The sequence below is a fragment of the Serratia sp. AXJ-M genome, from assembly GCF_046531865.1.
Taxonomy (GTDB): Bacteria; Pseudomonadota; Gammaproteobacteria; order Enterobacterales; family Enterobacteriaceae; genus Serratia; species Serratia liquefaciens.
This window is the reverse complement of record NZ_CP059394.1, coordinates 944480-969422: the sequence shown is the minus strand read 5'-3', so window position 1 is coordinate 969422 and position 24943 is coordinate 944480. Positions and strand designations below refer to the sequence as shown.

Here is a 24943-nt window from a genome sequence, read left to right as displayed (position 1 = left end):
CCCTCCAGGGCGCTACTGATACTGCTTGCGGTATTCGCTGGGCGAAACGCCAAAACGGCTTTTGAAGGCGGTGGAGAAATGGCTGTGATCGGCAAAACCCCAGTCATGGCCGATAGTGACCAACTTTTGCCGCTCAGGCGCCGTGCGTAGCACCTGAGCGCACAAATCAAGACGGCGGTGCTTGATATATTGCGCCACCACCAGTCCCTGACGGGCAAACATCCGATACAGGCTGCGTACCGAAACGCCCAGTTCAGCGGCGATCCACTCAGGCCGCAACTGCGGCGACTGGATATGCGTATCGATAAACGCCAGCGTACGGGTGAAAGCCTGCGGGAAAACCTCCGCTCCCACTTCAGGTTCCACCAGCGCCGGGCGCAACAGAGTTGCCACGGCACTGAGTATCGCCTCGCTCTCCGGTGCGCTCATCTGCGCGTCCTGCATGCAGCCCAAGACCAGTTGCCGACTGAGGCGCGCCATGCTGCTTTGCCCATCCAGCCGTCGTGCGAATTGCAGATCGCTAAAACGTGCCGACCGTTCGAAATAGCTGCGCGGCATCAGTAATGAGATTTGGCGGGAGTCCTGTTGAAAGGTAAAACTGCTGGTACGTGAAGCGTCGATCAGCGTGACGTCACCGGCGGACAAGACTGCCTGTCGGTCACCCTGCTCCATCAATGAACTGCCGCGCAGTTGAAAGACCGTGAAAAAATGCGAGCCGTCGCTGCGGTTAATTTCTTTTTGGGTTCGATACAGGCGGGTTTGCGTCGCATCCACCACGCTCATACGTAACGCATGGGCACGAAACTCCTGCATCGCGCCGCTAAATCCCGGCCCCAGAGTTCGGGCGCAGAACCGGCCGCAGGCGGAGTTGATTTTCGCCAACCACTCTTCGAAGCCAACCTCCCTGACCGGTACGGAAATTGCCATGGATCCCCCCTTCACACATCAGCGATGGACGCGTTCGAACCGCAAGCGGCAATGAACAGAAAATCAACATAACAATCCAGTAACATACAAGCAATGCCGACAGTGGGATCTGGCGCTGGGATCACAAATTGCGCCTTATGGCTCCAGACATGAAAAACCCGGCCGTAGCCGGGTTGATAAAAACGGGAAAATCGGGAGGATTAAGGCTGGCTATCCAGCAGATAACGCACCACGGCCGCGTATTCTTTTGCATAGCCGTCAACGCTTTGGCTCGCCATTCCGGCATTATCGATTTTGTACTTGCCGGAGACATAAAACGATGGGGTTGCCCGTACGTCCAGCACTTTCACCGCTTCATTCTGCTTGGCAATCAAGCCCTTCACCAACAGGCTATGGCGCGCATTTTCATAGGCCGCGGCATCTACGCCGGCGGCGGCAAACACCCGCTGAATATCCTCTTCACTGTTGATGGCGCGCTTTTTTTGCAGCTCGTCGAACAGCAGGCCTTCGATTTTATCCTCGATGCCCATCACCATCGCGATCGACCAGGCTTCAGTCAGCTCATTGCCCAATTTGCCCATCAGGCCGACATGATATTTGGTCAGCTTGGTGCCCTCAGGCAGCGCCTGGCTGACGGTGCTGCCCACATGGTAGGTTTCGGCAAACTGATAACAAGGGCCGCAATAAAAAGAGAAAAACTCCACCACCGCAGGGGCTGACGCCACCGGTTTATCCAGGCGAGAATATTGCTCGCCAGCACGGTAATCCGCCGCCACGGCGACAGCAGGAAGCAATAGCGCCAGGAGCGCACCGGCGAACAGCCGATTAACTTTAGCCAACATAACTACTCCAATTCAGATGAGAACATTGTCCCTAACGGCGGTGTTTATAATCAAATTATCGGAACAAGACCAGTTTTTATTACCTTATATTTATGTGGGATTGGCTCACATCAAGGGGCCATGCGGGCCGTCAGTGGCGTTCTGCGCCCCAGACGTCATGATACATAACCGCCCCAGAAGAGGCGGCAGTGAAATAAGTATGCCACTAATTAATAACAACATTGGTGAGTATGGATTCACTGCGGACAAGAAGACTTATGCCAAGAATACGCTGCGTCAGCCTTCACTGACGCAGCGGGATCACACTCAGTTTTTTGGCAGTTGAATACGGACTACGCTTTCCGGTTTGCCGGCTTTGGTGCTGGCTCCGTCATTCTTCACCGTCACGAACAACACGTTGTTGCTGGTGTCCAGCGCCAGGCTGTTAGGGTGCGGCGGCAGTTCTACGGTTTGCAGGCGCTTGAGGCTTTTTGAATCAAACACCGTCAACGTACCTGCGCCATGATCGACGCGGATCCCTTTGCGGTTGGCGACGTACACACGCTGGTTGCGATCGTCCAACAGCAGGCCAATTGGCACTTCATCGGTCAGTTCGCTGGCCAACACTTTGCCGCTGTCCGCATCCAGCGCAAACACCCGGTGACCGCTGCTGCGCTTCACGTAGTCGCGCTCAAGATGGGTGTTGCGGTAGTTGTCGCGGTCGATCCCCTGATCCACCCCTAACAGACGGTTATTCTTCCCGTCGTACACCAGGTTCAGCAGCTGATCCGCTTGAATCTCTTTGGTGGAGGTGATCGCCAGGGTATCGGCATTCAGGGTAATCAGTTGCCCCTGCATGTTAGAGACAAATACGCGCCGTCCTTTCTCATCCAGAGTGATGCCCACCGCGTTGTAGCCGAAACCGGGGATCATTTTCTCCAGCTTTTGAGTCCGGGTGTTGACCACAAACAGCACGCTGTCTACCCCAAAACCCAACCCCGGCAAGAACAGGCGGCCGCTCTGCGCGTCATACTTCATTTCGCGGATGCGGTACTGGTAGTCTTCGGTGATCTTGAAGCGCTTAAGCTCCTTGAGCAGGAACTCCAGGCGCTTGCCGCTGATACCGGCCTCCTTGTAGGTCTGCTCCAGCATCGTTTTTTCGGTCACTGGAATGCTGTCCAGCGCACGGTTGGTGGTGGTATCCACCACGCCGACCGAGCCATTGAACCCTTGAGTCAGATACAGCCGGTGGCCGGCATCATCCAGGGCTACGCCAAACCCCTTCACCTGCAGAGGGATCTCCGCCTGCACCGCCAACGTGGTCGGATCCAGACGCAACACGCGGGATTTCGCCTCTTCCTTCCAGTCCGGTGCGCTGACGAACAGCGACTTCTGGCTTGGGCTGTAGGCCATTTCCACCAACGCCGACGACAACGGCTGGCGCTTGATATCCTGCTGAGTGATCCCTGCGTCACGGGCCTGCGCCGCACCGGCCACCACCAACGACGTTGCAATCAACAGCGACAGTAAAGCGCGGGGTGTTCCTATTGTTCCAGACATCCGTTTATCTCCATGAAAGTAATAAAGTCAGTTAGGGTGAACAACGTTATTGCTGTGGCGCCGGCGGCAAGGCCGACAGTGGCATGTCCCCACCGGCCTGTTGGGCAAAGTGAGAGAACACGTGCTGAATAGTTGCAGCGATCAACCCCGCCTGTTGCGCGGTGTAATGATCGGTACGGTAGGTCATCATCACGCGCAGGGATTTCACGCCGTCGAGGTTTTCTTCCATCACTTCAAACTGCAAACCGAGCAGCGATTCGGTTTTCTCCGGCTCCACCTGACGATAGGCCACCGTGCTGCCGTCCTGCAGGATAAATGCCCCGTTCAGCTTGATACGGCTGTGGATCTGAATGAACACTTCGAACATGTGGTTCTTGCGGTCGGCATGAGCGCCAAACAGCCCTTCTTCCACCAGATCGATAGGAATATCGGTGTAAGGCATAGAACCGTTGATGGTGTTTTTCACCTGGTCAATCAGCCCAGCGACCGTCAGTTGGTCGGCGAAGCGCACCCGGTGCACCACCACCGTGGTGAAGTAGCCGATGGTGTCAAAGAACTCGGCGTCGTTACGGCCGGAGGTGGAAGTCCCCACCAGCAGATCCGCCGGACCGCCCAACAGGCGCAGCGCCGTAGTGATACCGGCGTAGACCACGTTGAACAGTGAGGCGTTGTTCTTCCTGGCCTGCGCGTACAACCCCTCAGCCACCGTTGGTTCGACGTCAAATTCCAGCCATCCGCCGTTGACGTCTGCATCGGCCGGGACTGCAGGATGGTGCGAAGGTTCCTGCTGGAACAGCGGCTGACCGACCGGCGCATCGCGCAGGTTATCGAGCCAATAGTCCAGGTGTTGCTGTGCGACGCCGCCGGCCTGCTGCTGCCGGGCAAAGGCATAAAACTGCGGCACTTCACCTTTCCACTGCGGCTTCTGCCCCGCCACACGGTGGCCGTAGGCGATGCCCAGCTCGTCCATCATCAGGTTCAGCGACCATTCATCCAGCACCACATGGTGGAACAGCAGCGAAAGCAGTTGCCGGCCGGTTGCCGCGTCACGCAGGAAGGTAGCGCGCAGCGGCAGCTCGCGGGTCAGATCAAAGCGGTGGTCGCCGGCCTTGGCCAACAGTTCGCTGGCGTTACCGGCCGGTGTTTCATAAGAGAAGTGGAACCACTCGTAATCGAGCAGTTCAGCCGCAGGCACGACCTGTTGGCGAACCTCCCCCTGATGTTCGATAAACAGTGAACGCAATACGCTGTGGCGCGTCATGACGTCGACAAACGCCTGACGCAGGGCCATTTCATCCACCGGATCGAGGAAATTGATGGCGAAAGGCAGATTGAAAATCTCGTCGTGACCGAAGGCCTCGTACACTTTCCACAGGGAGTGCTGGGCCAGCGACAGCGGTGCCTGGACCACCTCATCCCGCTGCTGCGTATTGGGCGCTTGCACTGCCGGTGCCGTAACCGCCTGACGTTTGGCGTAGGCCGACAGCCCTCGGGCCGTGGCGTGACTGAACAGGTCGTTAATGTTGAGTTCGATACGGTGCAGGCTTAACAAGCGACCGATGACGCGGGTCGCGACCAGCGAATGCCCGCCGCGATCGAAGAAATCTTCATCGACGGTCATGTCCGGCGCCACCAAGGCATCGCGGAATTCCGCCAGGATCAATTGAGCGATTTCATCATTTTCTTGTTGTTGTGCATCCTCTCCCGCCAGGACAGCTTCGGGCTGGGCCAACGGTTGCTCAGCGGCAGGCAGCAGGGCTGTCGTGATCGTCCGTCCGGCGAGATAAGCGACGAACTGCTCCAGCAGGAACGGCGCGACATGCGGGGTCAGGCGCGGATCCGCCACTAGCTCCAATACCATCGAGTCCGGCTCGGGCAGGCTCAAAGCCAGCATCAGTTCAAAAGGCGTATGCAGCGGCGGTAACAGCAGGCGTTCAGCGTTAACCCCATCCAACTGCAGCGCCACCGAAGGATCCGCCAGCCAGCTCACCAGAAGCTGAGCCAATTCTGGGTTGGGCGCTTCCGCCGTTTGCTGCGCCAGCAGTCGGCTTTCCGCCTCCTGATCCGCAGGCTGCAAGGTCAGGCGTTTCAATCGGCTGGCGCCCTGCCAGCCGTCCATGCCATTTGCCTGTTGTGCGTCGTCGAGCGGCACGCACAACTGCACCGGTTGCCCGCCGGACTGAGCGGCGATAAAGCGGCCAAAGCGAACGGCGATCGCCGCCAGTAAGGTGGTTGGGTTATCGGTTACGGGCAAAATCTTGCGCGCCACGCGGGTCGCTATACGTACCCCGGCCTGCGCCAGACGCTCGTCCTGTGCTGCCAATTGTCGGTAGTCCCGCAGCGCTGTCGCATGGCGTGGCCACGGCAGAACCAGCTCCGTCGTTTCCGGCAATGGCGTATTCAGTGCAACCGGCGGCAGAGTGTCCGGGACTGGCAGGGGATCATGGCGATTATACAGCGCCGACAGCATCGTCAATAATTGTCGACACGACAGACTTTCAGCCAAAATATCGTGGGCAACGACGCCCAGCACCGAACAGGCACCGGTAAACAACAGAAAACGAACTGGTGCTTCGCTTGCCAACTCAAGAGGCGTCGCCTGCGCCTGCAACAGACGGCTTACCGCCTGCTGTGCGTCCGCGACAGGCTGTATGCTCACCGGGTTCAGCGTTGCGTTGCCGCGCAGTTTGCGTAAGCCTTGCTCATCGTCGAAATCGTAACGAACGTCCAGTTCCGGCATCAGCCGGGTCAGGGCTTCCAGCGCGCTGGCCAGTCTGCCGATATCCGGCTCGCCGCCCAGCCGCCAGGCCATCGCCTGCTGGCAACCGCCGTCGCCGCGCTGCTGGTGCATGAACCACGCCAGTTCTTCCGCTTCGCTCAATGGCTGTGAGGCATCCGCCGCCCGCTCGCCCAGCGTCTGAAACGCCAGGTCCAAACGCTGGGCCTCGTCATCGCTGAGAATATTGTCAAAATAACCGCTCACTGCTCTATCTCCTTGTGCCCGGCCATACCGGAACCTCGGGGGGAACGCGGGTCATAAACAGGGGCGTATCCACCACAGATCGCTGACAAACTCGCGCAAGCGCCAACAATCCAAGGCGTGAATACGCCCCTGCTGCAGACCGATTGCTATCGCATCAGAATGTCAGCTCCAGTGCCGCACCGATCATGCGTGGACGCTGCTGAGTCGCGGTGTAGACGTCGTTGCCGCTGACCATCACGCGACGTTCCGAGTCAAACAGGTTCTGCGCATACAGGGTGGCGCGGCCATAGGCGAAGGTGTACGCCAGTTGAGTATTCGCCGACCAGTAAGATCCGATGCGCCCGCGAGAGTCGTTGTCGTACTGCGAGTAGTAGGAGTCCGAGAACGCCACGTTGCCGCTCAGTTCCAACCCGGCCATCAACTGGTACTTGGCGCCCATGTTGGCGGTATAAGCCGGCGCACGCGCCAGTTCATGCCCATCTACGCCGCTGCCCGAGAACTTCTTGATCTTGGTCTTCAGCAGACCGACGTTCGTGAACAGTTCGAAGTCCCAACGCGGCTGCCAGGTCGCCCCCATTTCCGCGCCGTAGGTTTCTACCTTGTCGGCATTGCGGATCACCGAGGAGTTCGGCCCCAGGGAATACGGCAGCTGCATGTCCTTGTAGTCGTTGTAGAAGATGTTGCTGGTCAGGATGACGTTGGCATCTTTCAGGTGGTGACGGGTGTACAACTCATAGTTCCAGACATATTCCGAACCATAGGTGTAATTGACTACCGGCGTGCCGATGGTGATGCCTGCGCCACCGGCGTTATAGCCGCGCGCTACCTTGGCGCCGTAGGTCTGGGTATCCGTCGGTTTCCAGGCCAGATCCAGCTTCGGCAGGAATACGTCGTAGGTTTCATCGAAATCGATACGCACGGCCTTGCTGCCGCCGGTACGCTGACGGTGCTCGCGCTCCAAACGGCTGGCGGCGGTGATATCCACCTTCGGCGTGATGGCGTAGGTCAGCTCGGCAAAGGCCGAGTTGGTGTCGGTTTTATCCTTGAAGGTCGAACCGCCGAAAATGTTAACGAACTCATCCTGCTTGGAGTGGAAATAACGCAACCCTGCCAGCCCGCGCAGGCGGCTGTCTGGCCCACCAAAGCGCGCCACCGGCTCCACGTGCACCTCTTTTCCGCCGATATCGGCGTACGGCAAGGCATAAGCCGTAGGACGGTTAATATTGAAGTCGGTATAAATAACGCGGTTTTCCAGCGTCAGGCTGTCGGATTGCTCCCAGGACAGATCCCAAACGCCGCTGTTGGTGTTGCTTTTAAACACCGCTCGGCGCGGATCGTGGCGCAGGCTGGTCGGGTGAACCAGCGGGTTGAGGCTCTCGTTTTGCGGCGAGGTACTGCCAAAGTGGTTGAAGGTCAGCTTGGTGGTCAGCTCGCGCAGGCCTGCCGGATTGAACAACAGTTTGGCACGAGCGGTAGTGGCTTCAACCTCACGCGGATCGCCCACCGGCTCATAAGCAGGAAGATCGACATCGCTGCGGCGACGCTGGCGATCGACGCTGACGCGGAACGCCAGTTGATCTTCCACCAGCGGGCCTGAAACCATAGCGGACAATTGCGAAGAGTGCTGGTTGCCCGCACCGCCCTTGAAGGCACTCTCCCAATCGAAAGTGGGATCCTTACTGGCCATCACGATCGCACCGGCAATGGCGTTACGCCCCTGAATATAGCTCTGCGGGCCGAGGAACACTTCGACGCGATCCAGATCCCACAGCGACTGCGGGCCATAGGCCTGCTCGTTATAGGTCAGGGAGCGACCATCCAGAGACAAATTGAGGCGCGGACGGGTGCCGCTGAGGAAGGCGTTGGCGCCGGTGTTCGGGCCGGAACCGTCGATACCGCGCACGGTGGGCAGATCGTTACCGATGCCGACATCCATGACGTTGGCCGTCATGCGTAATAAATCGGGGATCTGCAACGCATTGGGCATAGCGGCGATCCGCTCACTGTCGAACACCTGCACGCTGGAGCCGGTGTCGAAAATGCTGCGCTTTATCTTTTCGCCGGTCACCAGCAGGCTTTCGGAGTCCTGCCAATTATCGTTACGTTTGCTGTCGGCGGCTTCCTGCACCTTTTCGTCCACTGCGGCGGCGTTAACGCTGCCCACAGATAAAGAACAAAGACCCAGAAAGAGTGAGGAAAATGCCCCAATGGCCTGCAAGCCTGCTTTTTCCTTGTTTCCTACGATTTTATGCCTTTGAGCCGCTGAATGCTTGCTCATAGATGTATTCTCCTTTCATCCCAGATGCACAAAAATATGTTTTATTTCACATAGGTAACGACGCTGATTCTCACACTGACAATGGCATTGCGGCCTTCCTGACCTTGCTATTGCATATCCCTGCCGCAGACAGCCGCCCCACCCCAGATAAACCGGGGGCGGACGCAGATTTTTTGTCTGGAAACGTAAAGAAATGTTAATAATGATAATATTTTACATTTTTTAATGCAAATCATTATCAACTAAACAAATAAACAGGATGCACAGCGGGTAAAGTGCTGAACGATAAAACGCAGTTATTGTGGGTTCTTTAAAACCAATAATTTCAATTAAAATGAATATAAAACATAATTATATCGGTATTAATATTTTCTATAAGCGAGCGCGAACCTCCCCTTTCCACATTACCCTTACGTTTTATACCAACAAATAAAAATAGTAATAATTTTCATTCCCATTAACATTGCAATATATTCTTACAGTCTCTCAATACTGATGGAAACCCGATGAAAGCGTTGACCACGATGCAGGCCGCCTACTGGGTAGGTCGGCAATCCGAAGCGCCGCTGGGGGGCGTATCCGCCCACCTGTATGCGGAATTTAACTGCTGCGACCTGGACGTCGAACGACTGAGACAGGCCGTTGCCGCCCTTTACCTGCATCACCCTATGTTGCGCCTGTGCATCACGGCCGATGGCCAGCAGACCATCAGCCCCTGCGGCCCTGAGCATGGCCTGCATCTGGACGATTTCAGCCAGTTCGATACCCCCGAAGCGAGCCACCGGCTCACAGCCAAACGGCAGCAAAAAAGCAGCCAAAAACTGCCGCTGGAACAAGGTATCCCCTGCGATATCAGCCTCAGCCTGCTGCCGGGCGGCCACAGCAGGCTGCATGTTGATCTGGATATGATCGCCGGCGATGCCATGGGTTTCCGCGTGTTGATGGAGGATTTGGCGCGGTTTTATCACCAATGTCCGGCATCCCCCGCCGACAATGGCGTACCCTACTTTGACTATCTGGATCGTCACTATGCCGATACCGCGCAGCAGGCACGTCGCACTCGCGCTCAGGCCTGGTGGCGTGAACGCCTGCCTCAGCTGCCGCCGGCACCACACCTGTTGCGCACGCCGGATATTTGCCGCAGCGATCGGCTGGCGCTGCAACTGAGCGCGAGCGAAACCAAAGCGCTGGAAGATGCCGCCAGAGCGCACGGCATCACGCTGTCATCCCTGTTTCTGGCGCTGTTTGCCGTTACCGTCGGCCATGGCTGGAACATGTCGCGCTTCAGGCTCAACGTGCCGCTGTTCCACCGGGATGAAGCCAACCTCGCCACGATCATTGGCGACTTCTCTAACCTGGTGCTGCTGGGCGTGGAGCTGAACCCGGCTGAAAACTTGCCGGCTTTCAGCCGCCGCCTGATGGTCCAGCTGGCGGAGTTAATAGCTCACGCCGATTACCCCGGCGTCAGCGTGATGCGCGATTTGTCGCGCCTGCAAGGCAGCATGCAGCCTTCACCCGTCGTGTTTACCGCCGGGTTTGGCATCCGTGGCAAAGCGTTGTTTTCTGACAACGTCACTCGTACCTTTGGCCCGCTGGAGTGGGTAATTTCCCAGGGGCCGCAGGTGGCGCTGGACGCTCAGGTGGCACACGCCAACGGCGGCATTCTGATCAACTGGGACGTCCGCCTGGACGCCTTCCCTGATCGGCTGTTGCCGCAGCTGTTCGCCACTTACGGCGCCTTGCTGAAACGGGCCGCCAACCGGCCGGACAGCTTTAATCAGCCACTTTCGCAGTGGTTGGCGCAATGCTCCTCAGCGGGCCAGGCACGTCAGATGCCGGTTCGCCAACTGCTGCACCGGCTGCTGGCGCGGGTCGCGCCGGACGCCAGGCTGGGTGACGATGACGATATCCGTACCCTGCAACTGCCGCAGGACGCTCTGATGGCCCTATTGGCGGTACTTAACAAATACCTGCCGGTGGCGCTGGCGCCGAAGGATATAGAGGCGAACCCGACTCCGGCCGCTCTTGCCGCAGTGATCTGCGAGCGAGCCCCCAATGCCGCCGAGGGCGCTCAACTGTTATTGCAGGTGCTGGCACCCAAAGCCTGATACCGATCCGGGCGCGTGGTCTCATGCGCCCTGCTTTCTATTTCGTGGGTTAGTGACAATCAATAGGGAAATACCATGGAGACACCACTAAGCGCACTGCAGCAGGCTTACCTGCTCGGGCGCAGCGAACAATGGCCGCTCGGCGGCGTAGCGATGCACGACTTTCGCGAATATCGCGGTCTGGGACTGGATTTGGCCCGCCTGGAAAGCCGATTGAGCGAACTGGTGCAGCACTACGCGGCGCTGCGCACCTGCATCGATACCCAGCGTTTCACCCAACACGTGCGGGCAGAGGCCACGCTGAATCTGGATCGGCACGATCTGCGTGCGCTCGACCATCAGGCAGCGCAACGCCAATTGGCTGACTTGCGCGAGCAATATTCGCATCAGCGCCACGATCCCGCGCAGCCGTTGTGGCGTATTGCCGCCATTCAGTTCTCGGAGACGCAGGACGCCACCGGCACCCCCTACGACACCGTGATTTTCACCAGCTTCGACGCGCTGATCCTCGACGGCCAGGGTATCTCCACCGTCATCGCCCGGCTGTTCGACGACGCCCCGCTGCCGCCTGTCGTGCCGCCAAGCCCACCGGCTGCAGCCACGGCGGAACAGCGTCAGATTGATGCCGCCTACTGGCAAGCCAAGCTACAGGACGTCACCACGCCGTCGGCGTTGCCGTGGCGCACCCCGCTGGCCAATATCAAATCCTCTCGCTATCGCCGCGCCAACCTGACTTTGCCGCGCGAGGTTCTAAAACAGTTCTCGCGCCTGGGTTCCGCCCATGCCCTGCTGCGCAACAGCAGCCTTTCGGCACTGATCCTCGATACGCTGGCGCAGTGGACCACCGACGGCGAACTCTGCGTCGGCTTGCCGGTGGCGTTTCCTGCGGCAAATGGTGCGCTCAGCAACGCCTCTACCTTTGTGGCGGTACGCTATTCCCGCCTGGGGGGCACCTTTATCAGCCGCGCCCAGGCCTTGCAGGACGACGTGCTGGGGGCGCTAGACCATCTGGCATTTTCCGGTGTTGATCTGGCGCGGCAGTTGCTAAACCTCAGCCAGGGTTCCCCGGCGCTGCCGGTGATCCTCACCAACTGCCTGGGGTGGGAGACGCTGCCTGGCAACGCGCCGGTTCGCTACCATGACGGCGTGACCCAGACGCCGCAGGTGGCGATCGATATCCGCATGACACAAGATGCCGACAAGAACCTGCTGCTGTGCGTCGACTACGCCGAGCAGGCGTTGGATGGTGAGCAAGTGCAGGCAATGCTGGACGCATTGCAACGTCGGGTAATGTTGATGTGCCGGGACGGCGATGTGGAAATTCCCCCCGCGCAATTTATCGATTACCAACATTACCGCCATAACCACAGCGAGACGTCATTCAGCGCTTACCCTTATCTTGCGCAGTTGGCCGACAGGTTGTTTAACGATCCGCAGCCGCGCCCCGCGTTAATCTGCGACCAACTAAGCCTGACGTACCCGGAATTGGGCCAACGGGTTAGCGCAGTGATGGCAAATCTGCAACAGCGTGGCCTGAAGCCAGGCAGCGTGCTGGCCTTGTATCTGGCGCGCAGCCCGGAGCATGTAACCATTTCACTCGCCTGTGCGCTGTTGGGCATTATCTGGGTGCCGATCGACATCAACTCACCGCCGGAACGTACCGCCTATCTGCTGACCAACTGCCGGCCGGATCTGGTGGTACACAAGGGTGAGCTGGACACCTCGTTCGGGGTTACGCCAGAGGAACTGCTTGACCCGACGGCGGGCGCCGCCAAGCGGCCGGACAGCCAGACGCTGACCGAGCGCAGCGTCAGCACCGAAGCCAGTTATTATCTGTATACCTCCGGTACCACCGGCAAACCGAAATGCGTGGTGCTCAATAACCGCGCCACCGCCAACGTTATCGGCCAGACCCTGCAGCGCTGGGCGGTCACCGCCGACGACGTGATGATTTCGGTCACGCCGCCGCACCACGATATGTCGATGTTTGATCTGTTCGGCTCGCTCAGCGCCGGTGCCACGCTGGTGTTACCGGCACCACATCAGGAAAAGGACGCCATCAGTTGGAACCAGTTGGTTGAGCGCCATGGCGTCAGCCTGTGGTGTTCGGTCCCCGCCATTCTGGAAATGCTGCTTACCTGTAAAACCGACGACAGCCTGCGTTCGCTGCGACTGGTGGCTCAGGGGGGCGATTACATCAAACCGGCGACGGTACAGCAATTGCGCGGCCTGCGTCCGGACATCAGCCTGTTCTCGCTCGGTGGCCCGACCGAAACCACCATCTGGAGCATCTGGCACCCGATAGCGCCGCAGGACACCGGCACCGTGCCTTATGGTCAGCCGCTGCCGGCTAACCAATACTTTATCTGCCATGATGACGGTACCCACTGCCCGAGCGGCGTGGTCGGCCGCATCCACACCTCCGGGGTGAATCTGGCGCTGGGGTATCTGGAGGACGGCGATTTAAAACAACATGATTTCGTTACGCTGGAGGGGCCCGACGGGCAACCGCTGCGGGCCTTCCGTACCGGCGATCAAGGGTACTATCGCCCGGACGGCAATATCCTGTTCGCCAGCCGGGTGAACGGCTACGTGAAAATCCGTGGCGTGCGCGTTTCGCTGCCGGAAATTGAAGATGTGTTGCGCGGACACGAGGCTATTGTCGATATCGTGGTAGTGGATTACCCTGGCGGTGACAATGGCGAAGCGACGCTCGGGGCGATGTACCTCACCCACGACGGCAAACCGCTGTCGCTGGCGGCGATCCGCGCTTTTTCGACCGGCTACCTTCCTTGTACCCATATCCCGACACGCTTTATTCATACCGAGTTGCTGCCGCTGTCGGGTAACGGCAAGACCGACCGTCACCGCATCCGCGCAGCCTTCAGCGCCGATCGTGCCGCTCCGGGCCTGAATGCCTGTGCGGCACCGCTGCCGAGCGCGCCACCGGCGCACAGCGGCAAGATCCTGTCGATCTATTTACAGGCCATCGGCGCAACGCCGCGCCCGGAATGGGGAGAAGAAACGGCCTTTATCAGCATGGGGTTGAAGCTGCCGCACATTCGCCAGGTGGCGGCGCAGCTTAACCAGGCCTTTGGCACCCAACTGCCGCCAACGCTGTTAATCCCCTGCAAAAATGCGCGGGAAGTGGCGGCGTTGTTGGCACGTTAAACGGTTCAAACTAAAAGGGGCTGCATGCAGCCCCCTATCACCTCATTCAAACTTATATCGGGTCGAGCATGGCCCCAACCATTACGCTGATCCTTCGGCCATCAGGCGGGCACCGCCACCAGTTCGCCGAGTGCCGTCTCCAGCGCTTCTTCCCGCAACGCACGCAGTAAAAACGCCTGCAGGTCACGCCCATAATCTTCGATCCCATCGCAGGCAAACTGCTGCACGTAAACATCGATATCCAGGTGCAGATCGCCAGCATCGGTGCGCCCGCGGAAGGTCAGGTTAGCGCCGTCGCCAGATCCTCCTGCCAGTACCCGTCGCGTACAGGTGCAGCCGCTGAAACCGGCGGGATCAAACGGCTGGACGTTGATAAACGGCGAGATAAACAAACGAGAGGCCGGCGTCACACCGCGATCTGCGGCAATGTGCCGCAGACGGTAACCTGCGTGGCTGCGCAGCTCACGCAGCATCTTCGCCATGCCCGACAGAAAATGGCCCAAAGTCTCTTCCGCACGCAGCGATACCAAAAGCGGCAGCGTATTGACCGCCAGCGCCGGCGTATTGGTGGCCTGGCTGCTGCGGCGGTTCATCACCGGCATCCACATGGTGCGCGAATCGCCCTTGTCATGCGGCAACGGCGGCAAGGTAAAGAACAGCCAGGCGGCGGACAGGGAAAGCAACAGGTCGGGCCAACCGATACCGCTACGTTCCGACAGCCAACGCAACCGCTGCGGGATCTCCTCCGGCAACGGCGCGCTGGTACTCAGGGATTTCACGCCATATTCCCTGCCGCCTTTGCGCACCGTTGGCAAGATCTGCGACGGCGGCAAATACCGCTGCCAAAAATGCCGATCTTTAGCGCAGCGTTCAGAAGCCGCATAGGCCAGTTCATGGTGCTGAAAAGCATGAATCTCGCCCAGTGCGTGCCCTGCCGCGCTGTCGTCGAGGAAATGCGTATACAGCGCGGCACAACGATGTTCAACCAACGCCATGCCAAAGCCATCAATCACAATATGGTGGGCGCGCACGTACCAAATAAAATGCGAAGGCCCCAGCCTAATCAACCACACCGCGGCCACCGGCTGGCTGCACAGATCCAGCGGTTGATCGACATCCGCCTGCATCAGCCGCATCGCGGTCTGGTAAGGATCGGGCTGTGCCTGAAGATCTAGGCGATTAAGTTGCGGTATTGCCTGGGGATCATAACGCTGCTGCGGCAAGCTCTCGCCAGTGCCGCCGCGAAAACGCAATGCAAACGCCTGCGTTTCCGCCATCGTCTGAGTGATAGCCCGACACAGCGCCTCTTCATCTACCGCGCCGCGTAGTTCGGTGACGTGAGCGACGGTGGAAAAAGGCTGTCCGGGGTGCAAGGTAAATTCGTCCCAGAAGTCTAACTGCGCCGGTGTCAGCGGCAGCCATTCAGTAGCCAAAACAGTTTCCGACATGTTACCTACCTTTGATAAGCCATAAACAAATGTTGAAACAACGGAAGCGAAAACCCCGCTGCCGCCGATAACGGCCAAAAGCGGGGTAAATGGCGGACACGGTTGGATGACCAGCCCAAGGGCTGCTCGGCGTGATCCTTATTATTGTGTTGTGGTTGGCGTGCTTGACCTCCCTGGCGCACGTAAAGCGAGACGGCGCAGCCACCTTTTCCAAGGCCAGGGCAACGCACTGAAGATGTTTCGGTTTGGTTACAAATGAAAATGATAATAACACTTATTATCATTTTCATGAATATAGAACAACCTGTTCATGCTGCAAACTTAATTGACGGGGAGAGTGCGCCTGAGGAGTGACCGAGGGTTAAGTGGCGGAGGATGAGGGCTACAAACCAACAAAACAGGAACCTTCTGGGGCGGTAAAAACAAGTACCGCCCCGGTCTAACGGCATGCACCTGCCATTATTGGTAAATTACCGCTACGCCGTGCAGTTTATTGCCTCCGCTGGCGGAAATAATGCGGTATGAACTGGCCCCGGCCTGATCGGCTTTCTTCGCCAATTGCTTTTCCAGACCTGAGAGCGTCAGTGCTCCGCTGGCGGAGACCACGCCGAGTTTAGTCAGCCCCTGCTCGGAACTGACGCTGTTGGCCGCAAAGCTGCTGGTGGACACCACCGCCAGGATAAACGCCGCCATGACATATTTAATCGCTTTCATATAACCACCTCATTAGATTGACCAGACCAGGTTCTGCCTGGTGAGGTGATTCTAAGTGGGGGTTGCTGACCCCAAAGTGACTCGTCGATAACATTTTTGTCAGACAACCGAAAAACCGGGGTTATTTACCTAAGCATACAATTTCATCGGCTATCTTGACGCCCGGCCCGTCTGCGACCGTCGAACAATCGTCATTCCTCAGTTCCCATATTCGCGATCAATCACTTATATTTAAATTGAGGGCTGCCTGAATGCCACCGCGGCGGCAGTGTCCTCAATCAACCTGAGGGAGCCATCCATTTTATGCGTTTAAAACAAAGCACTGCGGGTCTGTTGTTGGCAGGAACCGGCCTGTTGACGACGGGCAGCGCACTGGCCGCCACGGATACCCTGGTCTACTGCACCGTAGCCTCGCCCGAATCTTTCAACCCGCAGCTTTCCAGCTCCGGCACCACCTTTATCGCCACCTCGCAGGTGCTGTACAACCGCCTGCTGACGCTGCGTGAAAGCGATAAAACCCCGGCGCCCTCACTGGCGACCGAGTGGACCATCAGCCCGGATGGCAAAACCTACACCTTTACGCTGCGCAAGGGCGTGAAATTCAACAGCAACAAATACTTCACCCCGACGCGCGACTTCAACGCCGAGGACGTGGTGTTCACCGTGATGCGTCAAAAGGACCCCAATCATCCGTATCACAAGGTGTCCGGCGGCAACTACGAGTACTTCACCGACACCGGGCTGGACAAGCTGATCACCAAAGTGGAGGCGGTGGATAACGACCACGTGCGCTTTACGCTGAGCCAGCCTAACGCCGCGTTCCTCGCCGACTGGACGATGGACTTCGCCTCGATCCTTTCCGCCGAATATGCCGATGCCATGCTGAAAAAAGGCACCCCGGAATATGTCGATAACTGGCCGATCGGCACCGGTCCGTTTGCGCTGCAGCAGTACAAACAGGACTCGCTGATCCGCTACATCGCCAACCCGCATTACTGGCAGGGCGAAGTGGCCAGCAAACACCTGATTTTCTCCATTACGCCAAACCCGGAAACCCGGCTGGCCAAGCTGAAAACCAACGAGTGTCAGATTATCCCTGCCCCGCTGGCGGAGCAGTTTGACGCCATCAAGAGCGACAAAAACCTGCAGCTGCACAACATCGACGGCCTGAACGTCGGCTATCTGGCGTTCAACACCCAGAAGAAGCCGTTCGACAACGTGTTGGTACGCCAGGCTCTGAGCTATGCGGTGGACAAAAAGGCCATCGTTGCGGCGGTATTCAAAGACAGCGGCACGCCGGCCTATTCGATACTGCCGCCGGGCATGCTGGGCTATAACGACAAACTGCCCGAATACGCTTACAACCCGGAAAAAGCGCGTGAACTGCTCAAGCAGGCCGGGCTGGAGAAAGGGTTTGAGACCGATATCTGGTCGATGCCGGTAGCCCGCCCTTACAACCCGAATTCACGCCGCATCGCTCAGATGATCCAAAACGACTGGGCGAAAGTGGGCGTAAAAGCCAAAATCGTCACCTGGGAATGGGGCCAGTATCTGGCCGGGTTGCGCAAAGGGGAACAGCAGAGCGCGCTGTATGGCTGGATGTCGGATAACGGCGACCCGGACAACTTCGCTACCCTGCTCAACTGCGCCGGCGTGCAAACCGGTGCCAACGCGGCACGCTGGTGCGACAGCAGCTACGACAAGCTGATCCAGCAGGCGATTAAGGTTAGCGTCCCGGCCGAACGTGCCAAGCTTTATCAGCAGGCACAGGTGATTTTTGCCCAGCAGGCTCCGCTGCTGCCGCTGGCTAACGGCAAGGTGTTCTACGCCACCCGCAGCAACGTCAGCGGCTATGTGGTTGACGTTAACGGCAGCGACTTTGCCAAGGCCAAGATCAACTGAGTGAAAGTGTGGCACCCGCGTTGGGTGCCACACCGGCAATCCGCCGGATGAAATTCTCATCCGGCGCTTTCCTCTCCTGTAACATTTGGTTACTCTCATCAACACTGTGATTTAACATCAAAAGGTAACCCGGTGCAGAACTCTTATATGCCGATGCAGATCCGTCTGCACTGGCTGGTGGCGATCCTGCTGGTCGTGACCTGCACGACGATTGAGCTGAGAGGGCTTGCCGTACCGGGCACCCCGGTGTGGTACGTGCTGGTGGTGACCCATTTCAGTTGCGGAGTGACGGTATTTGTTCTGATGATCGCCCGCTTGTTTCTGCGCTGGCGCCACACCAGCCCCGCTATCGAGCCGAAACCGGCAAAATGGCAAACTGGCGTAGCCCATCTGGTACACAGCCTGATTTACCTGCTGCTGCTGACGTTGCCGATTCTGGGCGTCTATTCCCGCTATTTGGGGGGGAAAGAGTGGTTTTTATTCGGCTTGCCGATGCCCTTCGCCGAGATTGCCGACCGGCCGCAGGCGCGGACGATTATCGGCTGGCATAAGACGCTGGCGGCTTTCGGCTATTGGCTGATCGGGCTGCATGCCGCCGCAGCACTGTTCCATCACTATATCGTTAAGGACAATGCGCTGGTGCGTATGCTGCCTTGGTTGAATCGGCGTTAGCCCGAAATGACAACCCCAACATTGCAATAATAAGCATATAAATATAAGCCATTGGAAATAGTCCATTGGCTTATTAATTTCCAGGTGCCAAACGGTTAGAAAAATTTATATACGCCGAGTTGTATCTATCCCGGATCTTGACTAAGGTTATTCATACAAAATATAAGCCCATGGGCTGACAGAGTTCCGTAAGAAAAAACTTTTATCCACTCATTGCATTTATCTTAAAAAACGCCAGTTGTTTTTAAAGTCTGCTATGCCATGCCCAATGACGGCACAGGGCCACATAGTGCTACCCATGATTTCATTAATTCAATTCTATCGGCTACACACACGGAAAAGTTAATCCAACTTTTCCAAACTTAAAAGTCAGGAGAAGAGTAATGAAAATAATGACTGGCGTTATTTTACCTACGATTGCTGCCATCACGATAGTCGGCATGGCTCACGCGGCAGACACTAAACAACCGGTGACTGGCAAAGTGCAGGTGACATTGGAACACGTACACGCCGTGCAACAAAACGGCAGCCCCGCCCCGCAGCACGATGCCGCCTGTATGAAAGAACTTTCGATGCCAACCTCCAAGTATGTCGGGATGAAAGTCACCAGCGAATACACCGTCAATACCAGTTCGATGATGATGTCGGCTAAATCCATGCTGCCATCGCCGATGGCCACGCAGCCGCTGGAGCTTACGGTTGATTTATCAGCACTCGGCATAGAAGGGGTTTATGCATTTGGTGCCTTCAAACCCAATGTGTTGCCTAAGGATTATGTTTACTTCACCATCGGCAAAGATTTTAAAAACCCCGTCAGCACCTTTATGATTATTAATGAAGGTAAAGAATATAACTGCGTTATTTCCAGCTCAAACAAGGCGATGAGTAAAGAAGAGCGCAGTCATCTTATGGTTAAAAAATAATTTTTATATTTATTAGAAAATAGTGGGGGTTGTGGATAACGTTTACTACCCTACCCCCATTTTTATCTGCTGTTTTCATTCTCATTAATAATAACGCCGAGTTCTGATAGAGACTGGCCGCTCTACTCAATCCTTATGTACAGCCTCAGAGTATCTTGAAGGCCATATCACTGCCGGGGGCAGATTCAAAGCCTCACCAATTAACCGCTCTCCTTTCGGCCAGTGGCGTGCCAGCGCATTACCCAGCGTCGAGGATGCTAGCCCTGCCTCTCTGGATACCGCCGCTAACGTGGTGCCCCTCTTCTTTAAAGCGGCGATCACGTCCGCCGGGTGCCAATCATCTTTATCCATCATGCTTAATTCTCCGGGTTATCTGATGCCTTAAGTTATCCTACTTTGGGATAATCACAGCAATGGCAGATATTCGATTTTGGGATATCACTCGCGGAAAACGCTATGACTTCAGTTTATTCAACAGAATATCAATTAGTTATAAAAACACTTCGGGATTCTCGTATAGAAAAAGGCATCACTCAGGCCAAACTGGCCGAAGCGCTGGGACGCCCGCAGTCGTTTATCGCCAAGGTTGAAAACGGCGAGCGCAAGCTGGATGTGGTGGAGTTTGCTGTTATTGCCCGGCTGCTTGGGGTGGATGCTGGAGCGGTTATTGAGCGGATTGGCAGGCGATTTCATTCTTTGTGATCGAACCTACGACCTTCGCATTACGAATGCGCTTATCAGTACATATCCGGGCGCGATGAGCAAATTAGGCACTCCATAGCTATTGAAGAGTGTCACCGGTCCGGTGCATTCCCTGCCTTATAGTTGAACGCCCACCCAGAAAGCTTTGGCAGCGAAGAACGAGTTATCCAAGTGTATCTGTTTAAGGAGGAACTAATGTCTCATTCATCATCGAGGACAAGAGTTTTGGATACGGCAAGGCCCTTGGCACACAGAGCTTCTCACGCACGAAGTTGTGCTAACCATGTGGCAAACAGGTTAGGAATTACCCGCAGTGAGCTTTTGATAAAAGTTGAGGAAGATTCTGGGGCAAGTTTGGTATCACCACAAACCGAAGAAGAACTGATGAAAGCGTTCTATTATATGGAAAACCTTTAATATTGGGCCGCTATGAACGAGGAACAGACGTAATTCCGTAATATCATCTTCTTGAGTTAACGTGTTCAAATGAAGGTTCTCGCAAAAGCATTTGTCTCAGCAAGTAGCCAATGCTCAAAATTCTCTAATGCCGCTGCATTTATTCCGGTTTCTATCGGCTTTACTAAACAGAAGTTTTTGCTCAGATTGTCTGATGCAGGCCAGGGCGAAACAAGCACTCCACTTTTCAATTCATTTTCGACATACATACGCGGTATCAGTGCTACTCCTTGCCCTGCCATGACAGCTGCTATTGCCATTTCGTGAAGGTCATACCGATCTCCCTGGGCCGGGTTATCAAGGATTAAACCGCTTTCCCGGGCATACTGGTGCCATGCATCCGGATTCTGTCGGCGGTGAATTCGCGGAAGTTTATTTAACTGCTCATTTATATCCTGATTTGTTAAAAGTGCCGAATGACATACGGGTACCAGTTTTTCCTGAAACAGAAATTGCAAGTGCATGCCTGCCCATGCTGGGTGTTCAAAGTGAACTACGGCGTCAAAGCCACTCTCAGATAAGATGAAAGGATTGGTTCTGATCGCAATATTTAATGTTATGTTTGGGTATAAGGCTTTAAATCCACTTAAACGAGGGATAAGCCATCGACTGGAAAAGGTCGGCAGTACGGCAATATCCAGGTTCTTGCCTCCCTCAGGCATTCCCATTATGTATTGAGTATCTCTTTCAAGTCGTTCAAGCGTTTCACGGATGTGATGTGCATAGCGTGCACCTACAGGATTAATCTTCACGCGACTTCCCATACGGTCAAACAATCGACAGTTCAGCAAAGATTCAAGACGCGCAATCTGACGGCTAATGGCTCCTTCCGTCAGAGACAGTTCCTCTGCGGCCCTGGCAAAATTACCGTGTCTTGCGGCAGCATCAAACGCCTGCAAAGAAGTGCTGCTGGGGATTTTTTTGCGCATAGTTAGCGCTCCTTACTTAGTACACAAAACGTACATTAATTGAGTTAATGTCACTAACCAATGACATATTATCGATTTAAAATCGTAAAATCAGCACGTAGCATGATAAATAGTCATTAAGCAGGTTTATTTGTTCCCTGCGATTATTCATGTGGAGATAAGTTGATGTTCTATATCGTGGAATGCTCGTACAACGATCCTCAAAGCGAGGCTGAATGGAATGCGTTTTACAGTCGGAAAAAACTGCCCGCGTTGATCTCTGTTAACGGATTCTCGACTTCTCAACGTTTCCGTGCTTTGAACCCCGGATGCCCTGCTTATCTCGCTATTCATACCATTAAAAATGCGAATGTTCTCTGCAGTGAAGATTACCGTTTGAAAGGGGGTGGCAATTTCTCCCGGTGGCAGGCCTGCATAACTGACTGGCACCGTAACCTCTATACATGTGAAGACCCGGCTCCGGCCATTTCCACAGAGGAAATCCTGCTATTTAGTTCCCGGTCAATAAGCTATTTAGAATCAGAACTCGGAAGCCGAGCATTGGAAATGCAGGCGGTAGGGCTGGATAAATCCCCCAAACGCCGTTTTGCATATATTTTACCTCGTGAAACTGCCTCGCTATTCACAGATGCTCATGGAGTGTATCTCTACCGGCCTATTACATCGCAGTTGCAAAACTCAGTTAAGATTCGCAAAAAAATTAAACCATAACATCATGCCTAATCTGACTTTTTATATTTCTGAAAATCAGTCTGACTGATTTAATGACCTTTACGATTTTATCTATAACTGCAACGCTCTCTACTGTGAGATTCTCGGCTCAGAATTAAAAGAATGTTCATACCGTCTTTATCAACGTAAAGACGGGGTGAGTAATCGGTATATGCCAAAATTTTTTATCGCCTAGCAAAATTTCGTACGCAAGAAGTGATGGAGAATTTTATGCACCAACTGGATTTTATCATTCAACAAATTTCGGGACTGATAGCGCGCTTTCGCTATTTTGGAACGCTTGCACCGAAAACATTCCCCCAAAACTAACCCTGAGGTATTTATGAACCATCCAGTTTTCCCTTTTCGACAGATCGGTGATTTTCAGGTAACAGCTTTGAGTGATGGCATCATTTCAGCTAGTCTGGATTTGTTGTCAGGCATTGAAAACGTCGATGCCCGGGTCATCCAGTACAATGCCGGAATCTCTGAGCCCGGTGATATCCATATTAACTGCTATCTTATCCGTGGGAGGGGAAGGACTATTCTGGTTGATACGGGCACAGGATCGTTGAGCAGCACAGGAGGACAGCTCAAAGCAAACCTTGAGGCAACAGGCGTTAGCACAGACGACGTGGATACTGTCTTATTGACCCACTGCCATCCTGACCATATTGGGGGTCTACTTGATGCTGAAGAAAAAACCGTCTATAAAAATGCTGAAGTTATTCTGCATCCTCTCGAAGCGGAACACTGGTGGGATGATAAAAAATTAAAAACAGCAAATGCACGCGGGCAAAGTAATTTTAGGCTAGTCCGCAAGACATTAAATGCTTATGCGCAGAGCGTACGATTTTTTAACGAAAGCAAAATAGCAGGGAATATTCTTCCGGTATGGTTACCGGGCCACACACCTGGACATACAGGGTTCCGCATTGATTCTGGTAATAAATGCTTATTAATATGGGGAGATATTGTTCATTATCCCCATATTCAGTCAATGCAACCGAACGTTTCCGTTGTGTTTGACTTCGATCCCGCTCAGGCCGAAGAAACACGAAAAAAAGTTCTTGAGCAAGCCGTCAGTGAAAAGCTACTCGTTGCAGGTATGCATCTGAGTCGCGCTGCGTTTGCTAACGTTCTAAGTACTGGCGATAGATATAGTATTTCCTACGCTGAAAATGAATGAATATGCCTGAATAGGCTTCTTAAATTAGTACAAACTGAAATCAGCAACGTCCACTCCTGGCACAGAGCCGACTGTCAGAGTAGGTTTCTTTGGGCCTGCAACAATGCCAGTTCCGGTATGACCCAGCATACAAAAAGGGCGCAGCATGCTGCGCCCCTACATGAAATCTCAACGCCGTACTAAACGTTAACTGCGAACCAAATCGTCGCCGTAGCCGATCCACTTGTAGGTGGTCAGAGCGTCCAGGCCCATTGGACCGCGGGCATGCAGTTTCTGCGTGCTGACCGCCACTTCTGCACCCAGACCGAACTGGCCGCCGTCGGTGAAGCGGGTGCTGGCATTCACATACACCGCGCTGGAGTCCACCGCACGCACAAAGTGCTCGGCGCTGCTCAGTGAACGGGTGAGGATCGCGTCGGAGTGGCTGGTGCCGTGGGTACGGATATGGTCGATGGCCTGATCGATATCGTCCACCAGCGCCACGTTCAGATCCAACGACAGCCATTCGTCGTCATAATCTTCTGCCGCCACCGCCACCACCGTTGCCGGGCCGTCTTGCAGCAGCGGCATGGCATTCTCCGCCGCGTGCAGGGTAACCCCCACCGCCGCCATTCTGGCACTCAGCGCCGGCAGGAACTCTGCGGCGATGCTGCGGTTCACCAGCAGCGTTTCCAGCGAGTTACAGGCGCTTGGGCGCTGAATTTTGGCGTTCTCTATCACCGTCAGCGCCTTGTCGAAATCAACGCTGTCATCAACGTAGGTGTGGCAAACGCCGATACCGCCAGTGATCACCGGGATGGTCGACTGTTCACGACACAGCTTGTGCAGCCCCGCGCCACCGCGAGGGATCAGCATATCGACGTAGCGATCCAGGCGCAGCAGTTCATTCACCAACGCGCGATCCGGGCTGTCGATAGCCTGTACCGCCGCCGCCGGTAGGCCGCACTGTTCCAGCGCCTGCTGGATCACTTTCACCGTCGCCTGATTGGTATGGTGGGTTTCTTTACCGCCACGCAGGATCACCGCGTTGCCGGTTTTCAGGCACAGGCTGGCAACGTCGATGGTGACGTTTGGCCGTGCTTCATAAATCACGCCAATCACGCCCAACGGCACGCGACGGCGTTCCAGTTTCAGCCCGCTGTCCAGCAGGCTACCGTCCAACACGTGGCCGACCGGGTCGTTTAAACGACACACCTGGCGCACATCGTTGGCGATCGCCGCCAGTCGCGCCGGGGTCAATAACAGACGATCGAGCAGCGCTTCGCTCATCCCGCTGGCGCGTGCCTGCGTCATATCCTGCTCGTTAGCCTGCAAAATCACTTCGCTTTCGGCTTCCAACCGGTCGGCGATGACCGACAACACCTGGTTTTTCTTCGCCGTGCTCAGCACCGCCAGTTGCCAGGAAGCCTGTTTGGCGGCTTTCCCCATTTGCTCTAGCATGCTCACTCC

Annotated in this window: 18 protein-coding genes; 8 read left to right on the top strand and 10 right to left on the bottom strand. The window is 55.7% G+C overall.

Annotation, left to right across the window (positions count from 1 at the left end):
• Positions 1 to 12 precede the first annotated feature (12 nt).
• The 5 genes from feaR to H0S68_RS04485 form a co-directional block, all read right to left on the bottom strand.
• Entirely contained in the window at positions 13 to 927 is a 915-nt protein-coding gene (gene feaR, locus H0S68_RS04505; RefSeq protein ID WP_046374408.1) for a transcriptional regulator FeaR, read from the bottom strand.
• A gap of 200 nt (positions 928 to 1127) precedes the next feature.
• Complete coding sequence (locus H0S68_RS04500; RefSeq protein WP_128864389.1) at positions 1128 to 1769, bottom strand: DsbA family protein; 642 nt, start codon at positions 1767 to 1769, stop codon at positions 1128 to 1130.
• A gap of 306 nt (positions 1770 to 2075) precedes the next feature.
• Entirely contained in the window at positions 2076 to 3308 is a 1233-nt protein-coding gene (locus H0S68_RS04495; protein WP_201895698.1) for a YncE family protein, read from the bottom strand.
• Positions 3309 to 3354: 46 nt separating this feature from the next.
• A complete protein-coding gene (locus tag H0S68_RS04490) occupies positions 3355 to 6291 on the bottom strand; it encodes a condensation domain-containing protein (RefSeq protein ID WP_410529187.1) in 2937 nt (978 codons plus the stop codon).
• A 154-nt stretch (positions 6292 to 6445) separates the two neighbouring features.
• Positions 6446 to 8569: a TonB-dependent receptor gene (locus tag H0S68_RS04485; RefSeq protein WP_020825388.1), complete on the bottom strand. Its 2124-nt coding sequence runs from the start codon at positions 8567 to 8569 to the stop codon at positions 6446 to 6448.
• Positions 8570 to 9075: 506 nt separating this feature from the next.
• On the opposite strand from H0S68_RS04485, the gene H0S68_RS04480 reads away from it, so the two are divergent.
• Complete coding sequence (locus H0S68_RS04480; protein WP_409325526.1) at positions 9076 to 10677, top strand: condensation domain-containing protein; 1602 nt, start codon at positions 9076 to 9078, stop codon at positions 10675 to 10677.
• A 75-nt stretch (positions 10678 to 10752) separates the two neighbouring features.
• On the top strand, positions 10753 to 13848 hold the full coding sequence (locus tag H0S68_RS04475) for an amino acid adenylation domain-containing protein (RefSeq protein ID WP_410529186.1): 3096 nt from the start codon (positions 10753 to 10755) through the stop codon (positions 13846 to 13848).
• A gap of 101 nt (positions 13849 to 13949) precedes the next feature.
• On the opposite strand, the gene H0S68_RS04470 is transcribed toward H0S68_RS04475, so the two are convergent.
• Both H0S68_RS04470 and bhsA read right to left on the bottom strand, forming a co-directional pair.
• Complete coding sequence (locus tag H0S68_RS04470; protein WP_410529185.1) at positions 13950 to 15296, bottom strand: condensation domain-containing protein; 1347 nt, start codon at positions 15294 to 15296, stop codon at positions 13950 to 13952.
• Between the two features lie 459 nt (positions 15297 to 15755).
• The gene (gene bhsA / locus H0S68_RS04465; RefSeq protein ID WP_020825385.1) at positions 15756 to 16010 is read right to left on the bottom strand and encodes a multiple stress resistance protein BhsA; all 255 of its coding nucleotides are present in this window, start codon (positions 16008 to 16010) and stop codon (positions 15756 to 15758) included.
• 303 nt (positions 16011 to 16313) lie between these two features.
• Here bhsA and H0S68_RS04460 point away from each other — a divergent pair, with 303 nt between their 5' ends.
• From H0S68_RS04460 to H0S68_RS04450, 3 genes are all read left to right on the top strand, one after another.
• Complete coding sequence (locus H0S68_RS04460; RefSeq protein ID WP_046374416.1) at positions 16314 to 17912, top strand: ABC transporter substrate-binding protein; 1599 nt, start codon at positions 16314 to 16316, stop codon at positions 17910 to 17912.
• 147 nt (positions 17913 to 18059) lie between these two features.
• On the top strand, positions 18060 to 18584 hold the full coding sequence (gene cybB, locus H0S68_RS04455) for a cytochrome b561 (RefSeq protein ID WP_081667723.1): 525 nt from the start codon (positions 18060 to 18062) through the stop codon (positions 18582 to 18584).
• 383 nt (positions 18585 to 18967) lie between these two features.
• A complete protein-coding gene (locus H0S68_RS04450) occupies positions 18968 to 19507 on the top strand; it encodes a hypothetical protein (protein ID WP_128864384.1) in 540 nt (179 codons plus the stop codon).
• Between the two features lie 126 nt (positions 19508 to 19633).
• On the opposite strand, the gene H0S68_RS04445 is transcribed toward H0S68_RS04450, so the two are convergent.
• The gene (locus tag H0S68_RS04445) at positions 19634 to 19858 is read right to left on the bottom strand and encodes a helix-turn-helix domain-containing protein (RefSeq protein ID WP_261279338.1); all 225 of its coding nucleotides are present in this window, start codon (positions 19856 to 19858) and stop codon (positions 19634 to 19636) included.
• 105 nt (positions 19859 to 19963) lie between these two features.
• Here H0S68_RS04445 and H0S68_RS04440 point away from each other — a divergent pair, with 105 nt between their 5' ends.
• Positions 19964 to 20209, top strand: coding sequence for a helix-turn-helix domain-containing protein (locus tag H0S68_RS04440; RefSeq protein WP_142815827.1), 246 nt, complete (start codon positions 19964 to 19966; stop codon positions 20207 to 20209).
• A gap of 482 nt (positions 20210 to 20691) precedes the next feature.
• Here the strand turns inward: H0S68_RS04440 and H0S68_RS04435 are convergent, their stop codons facing one another.
• The gene (locus H0S68_RS04435; protein ID WP_128864381.1) at positions 20692 to 21594 is read right to left on the bottom strand and encodes a LysR substrate-binding domain-containing protein; all 903 of its coding nucleotides are present in this window, start codon (positions 21592 to 21594) and stop codon (positions 20692 to 20694) included.
• Positions 21595 to 21759: 165 nt separating this feature from the next.
• On the opposite strand from H0S68_RS04435, the gene H0S68_RS04430 reads away from it, so the two are divergent.
• Positions 21760 to 22305 carry a sugar ABC transporter gene (locus H0S68_RS04430; RefSeq protein WP_410529184.1) on the top strand — a complete coding sequence of 182 codons (546 nt, stop codon included), beginning with the start codon at positions 21760 to 21762 and terminating at the stop codon, positions 22303 to 22305.
• Between the two features lie 343 nt (positions 22306 to 22648).
• The gene (locus tag H0S68_RS04425; protein WP_261278832.1) at positions 22649 to 23494 is read left to right on the top strand and encodes an MBL fold metallo-hydrolase; all 846 of its coding nucleotides are present in this window, start codon (positions 22649 to 22651) and stop codon (positions 23492 to 23494) included.
• Positions 23495 to 23680: 186 nt separating this feature from the next.
• Here H0S68_RS04425 and proA read toward each other — a convergent pair whose 3' ends face one another.
• Positions 23681 to 24934 (bottom strand): glutamate-5-semialdehyde dehydrogenase, encoded by a 1254-nt coding sequence (gene proA, locus H0S68_RS04420; RefSeq protein ID WP_165366307.1) that lies wholly within the window; start codon positions 24932 to 24934, stop codon positions 23681 to 23683.
• Between the last annotated feature and the right edge of the window lie 9 nt (positions 24935 to 24943).

Excerpts from the sequence above, each read along its gene's own strand:
- H0S68_RS04425 (WP_261278832.1), top strand. The coding sequence starts at position 22,649 with ATGAACCATCCAGTTTTCCCTTTTCGACAGATCGGTGATTTTCAGGTA.
- proA (WP_165366307.1), bottom strand. The coding sequence starts at position 24,934 with ATGCTAGAGCAAATGGGGAAAGCCGCCAAACAGGCTTCCTGGCAACTG.
- H0S68_RS04445 (WP_261279338.1), bottom strand. The coding sequence starts at position 19,858 with ATGGATAAAGATGATTGGCACCCGGCGGACGTGATCGCCGCTTTAAAG.
- feaR (WP_046374408.1), bottom strand. The coding sequence starts at position 927 with ATGGCAATTTCCGTACCGGTCAGGGAGGTTGGCTTCGAAGAGTGGTTG.
- H0S68_RS04500 (WP_128864389.1), bottom strand. The coding sequence starts at position 1,769 with ATGTTGGCTAAAGTTAATCGGCTGTTCGCCGGTGCGCTCCTGGCGCTA.
- cybB (WP_081667723.1), top strand. The coding sequence starts at position 18,060 with ATGCCGATGCAGATCCGTCTGCACTGGCTGGTGGCGATCCTGCTGGTC.
- H0S68_RS04470 (WP_410529185.1), bottom strand. The coding sequence starts at position 15,296 with ATGTCGGAAACTGTTTTGGCTACTGAATGGCTGCCGCTGACACCGGCG.
- H0S68_RS04450 (WP_128864384.1), top strand. The coding sequence starts at position 18,968 with ATGAAAATAATGACTGGCGTTATTTTACCTACGATTGCTGCCATCACG.
- H0S68_RS04435 (WP_128864381.1), bottom strand. The coding sequence starts at position 21,594 with ATGCGCAAAAAAATCCCCAGCAGCACTTCTTTGCAGGCGTTTGATGCT.
- H0S68_RS04475 (WP_410529186.1), top strand. The coding sequence starts at position 10,753 with ATGGAGACACCACTAAGCGCACTGCAGCAGGCTTACCTGCTCGGGCGC.
- H0S68_RS04460 (WP_046374416.1), top strand. The coding sequence starts at position 16,314 with ATGCGTTTAAAACAAAGCACTGCGGGTCTGTTGTTGGCAGGAACCGGC.
- H0S68_RS04480 (WP_409325526.1), top strand. The coding sequence starts at position 9,076 with ATGAAAGCGTTGACCACGATGCAGGCCGCCTACTGGGTAGGTCGGCAA.
- H0S68_RS04430 (WP_410529184.1), top strand. The coding sequence starts at position 21,760 with ATGTTCTATATCGTGGAATGCTCGTACAACGATCCTCAAAGCGAGGCT.
- bhsA (WP_020825385.1), bottom strand. The coding sequence starts at position 16,010 with ATGAAAGCGATTAAATATGTCATGGCGGCGTTTATCCTGGCGGTGGTG.
- H0S68_RS04495 (WP_201895698.1), bottom strand. The coding sequence starts at position 3,308 with ATGTCTGGAACAATAGGAACACCCCGCGCTTTACTGTCGCTGTTGATT.
- H0S68_RS04485 (WP_020825388.1), bottom strand. The coding sequence starts at position 8,569 with ATGAGCAAGCATTCAGCGGCTCAAAGGCATAAAATCGTAGGAAACAAG.
- H0S68_RS04440 (WP_142815827.1), top strand. The coding sequence starts at position 19,964 with ATGACTTCAGTTTATTCAACAGAATATCAATTAGTTATAAAAACACTT.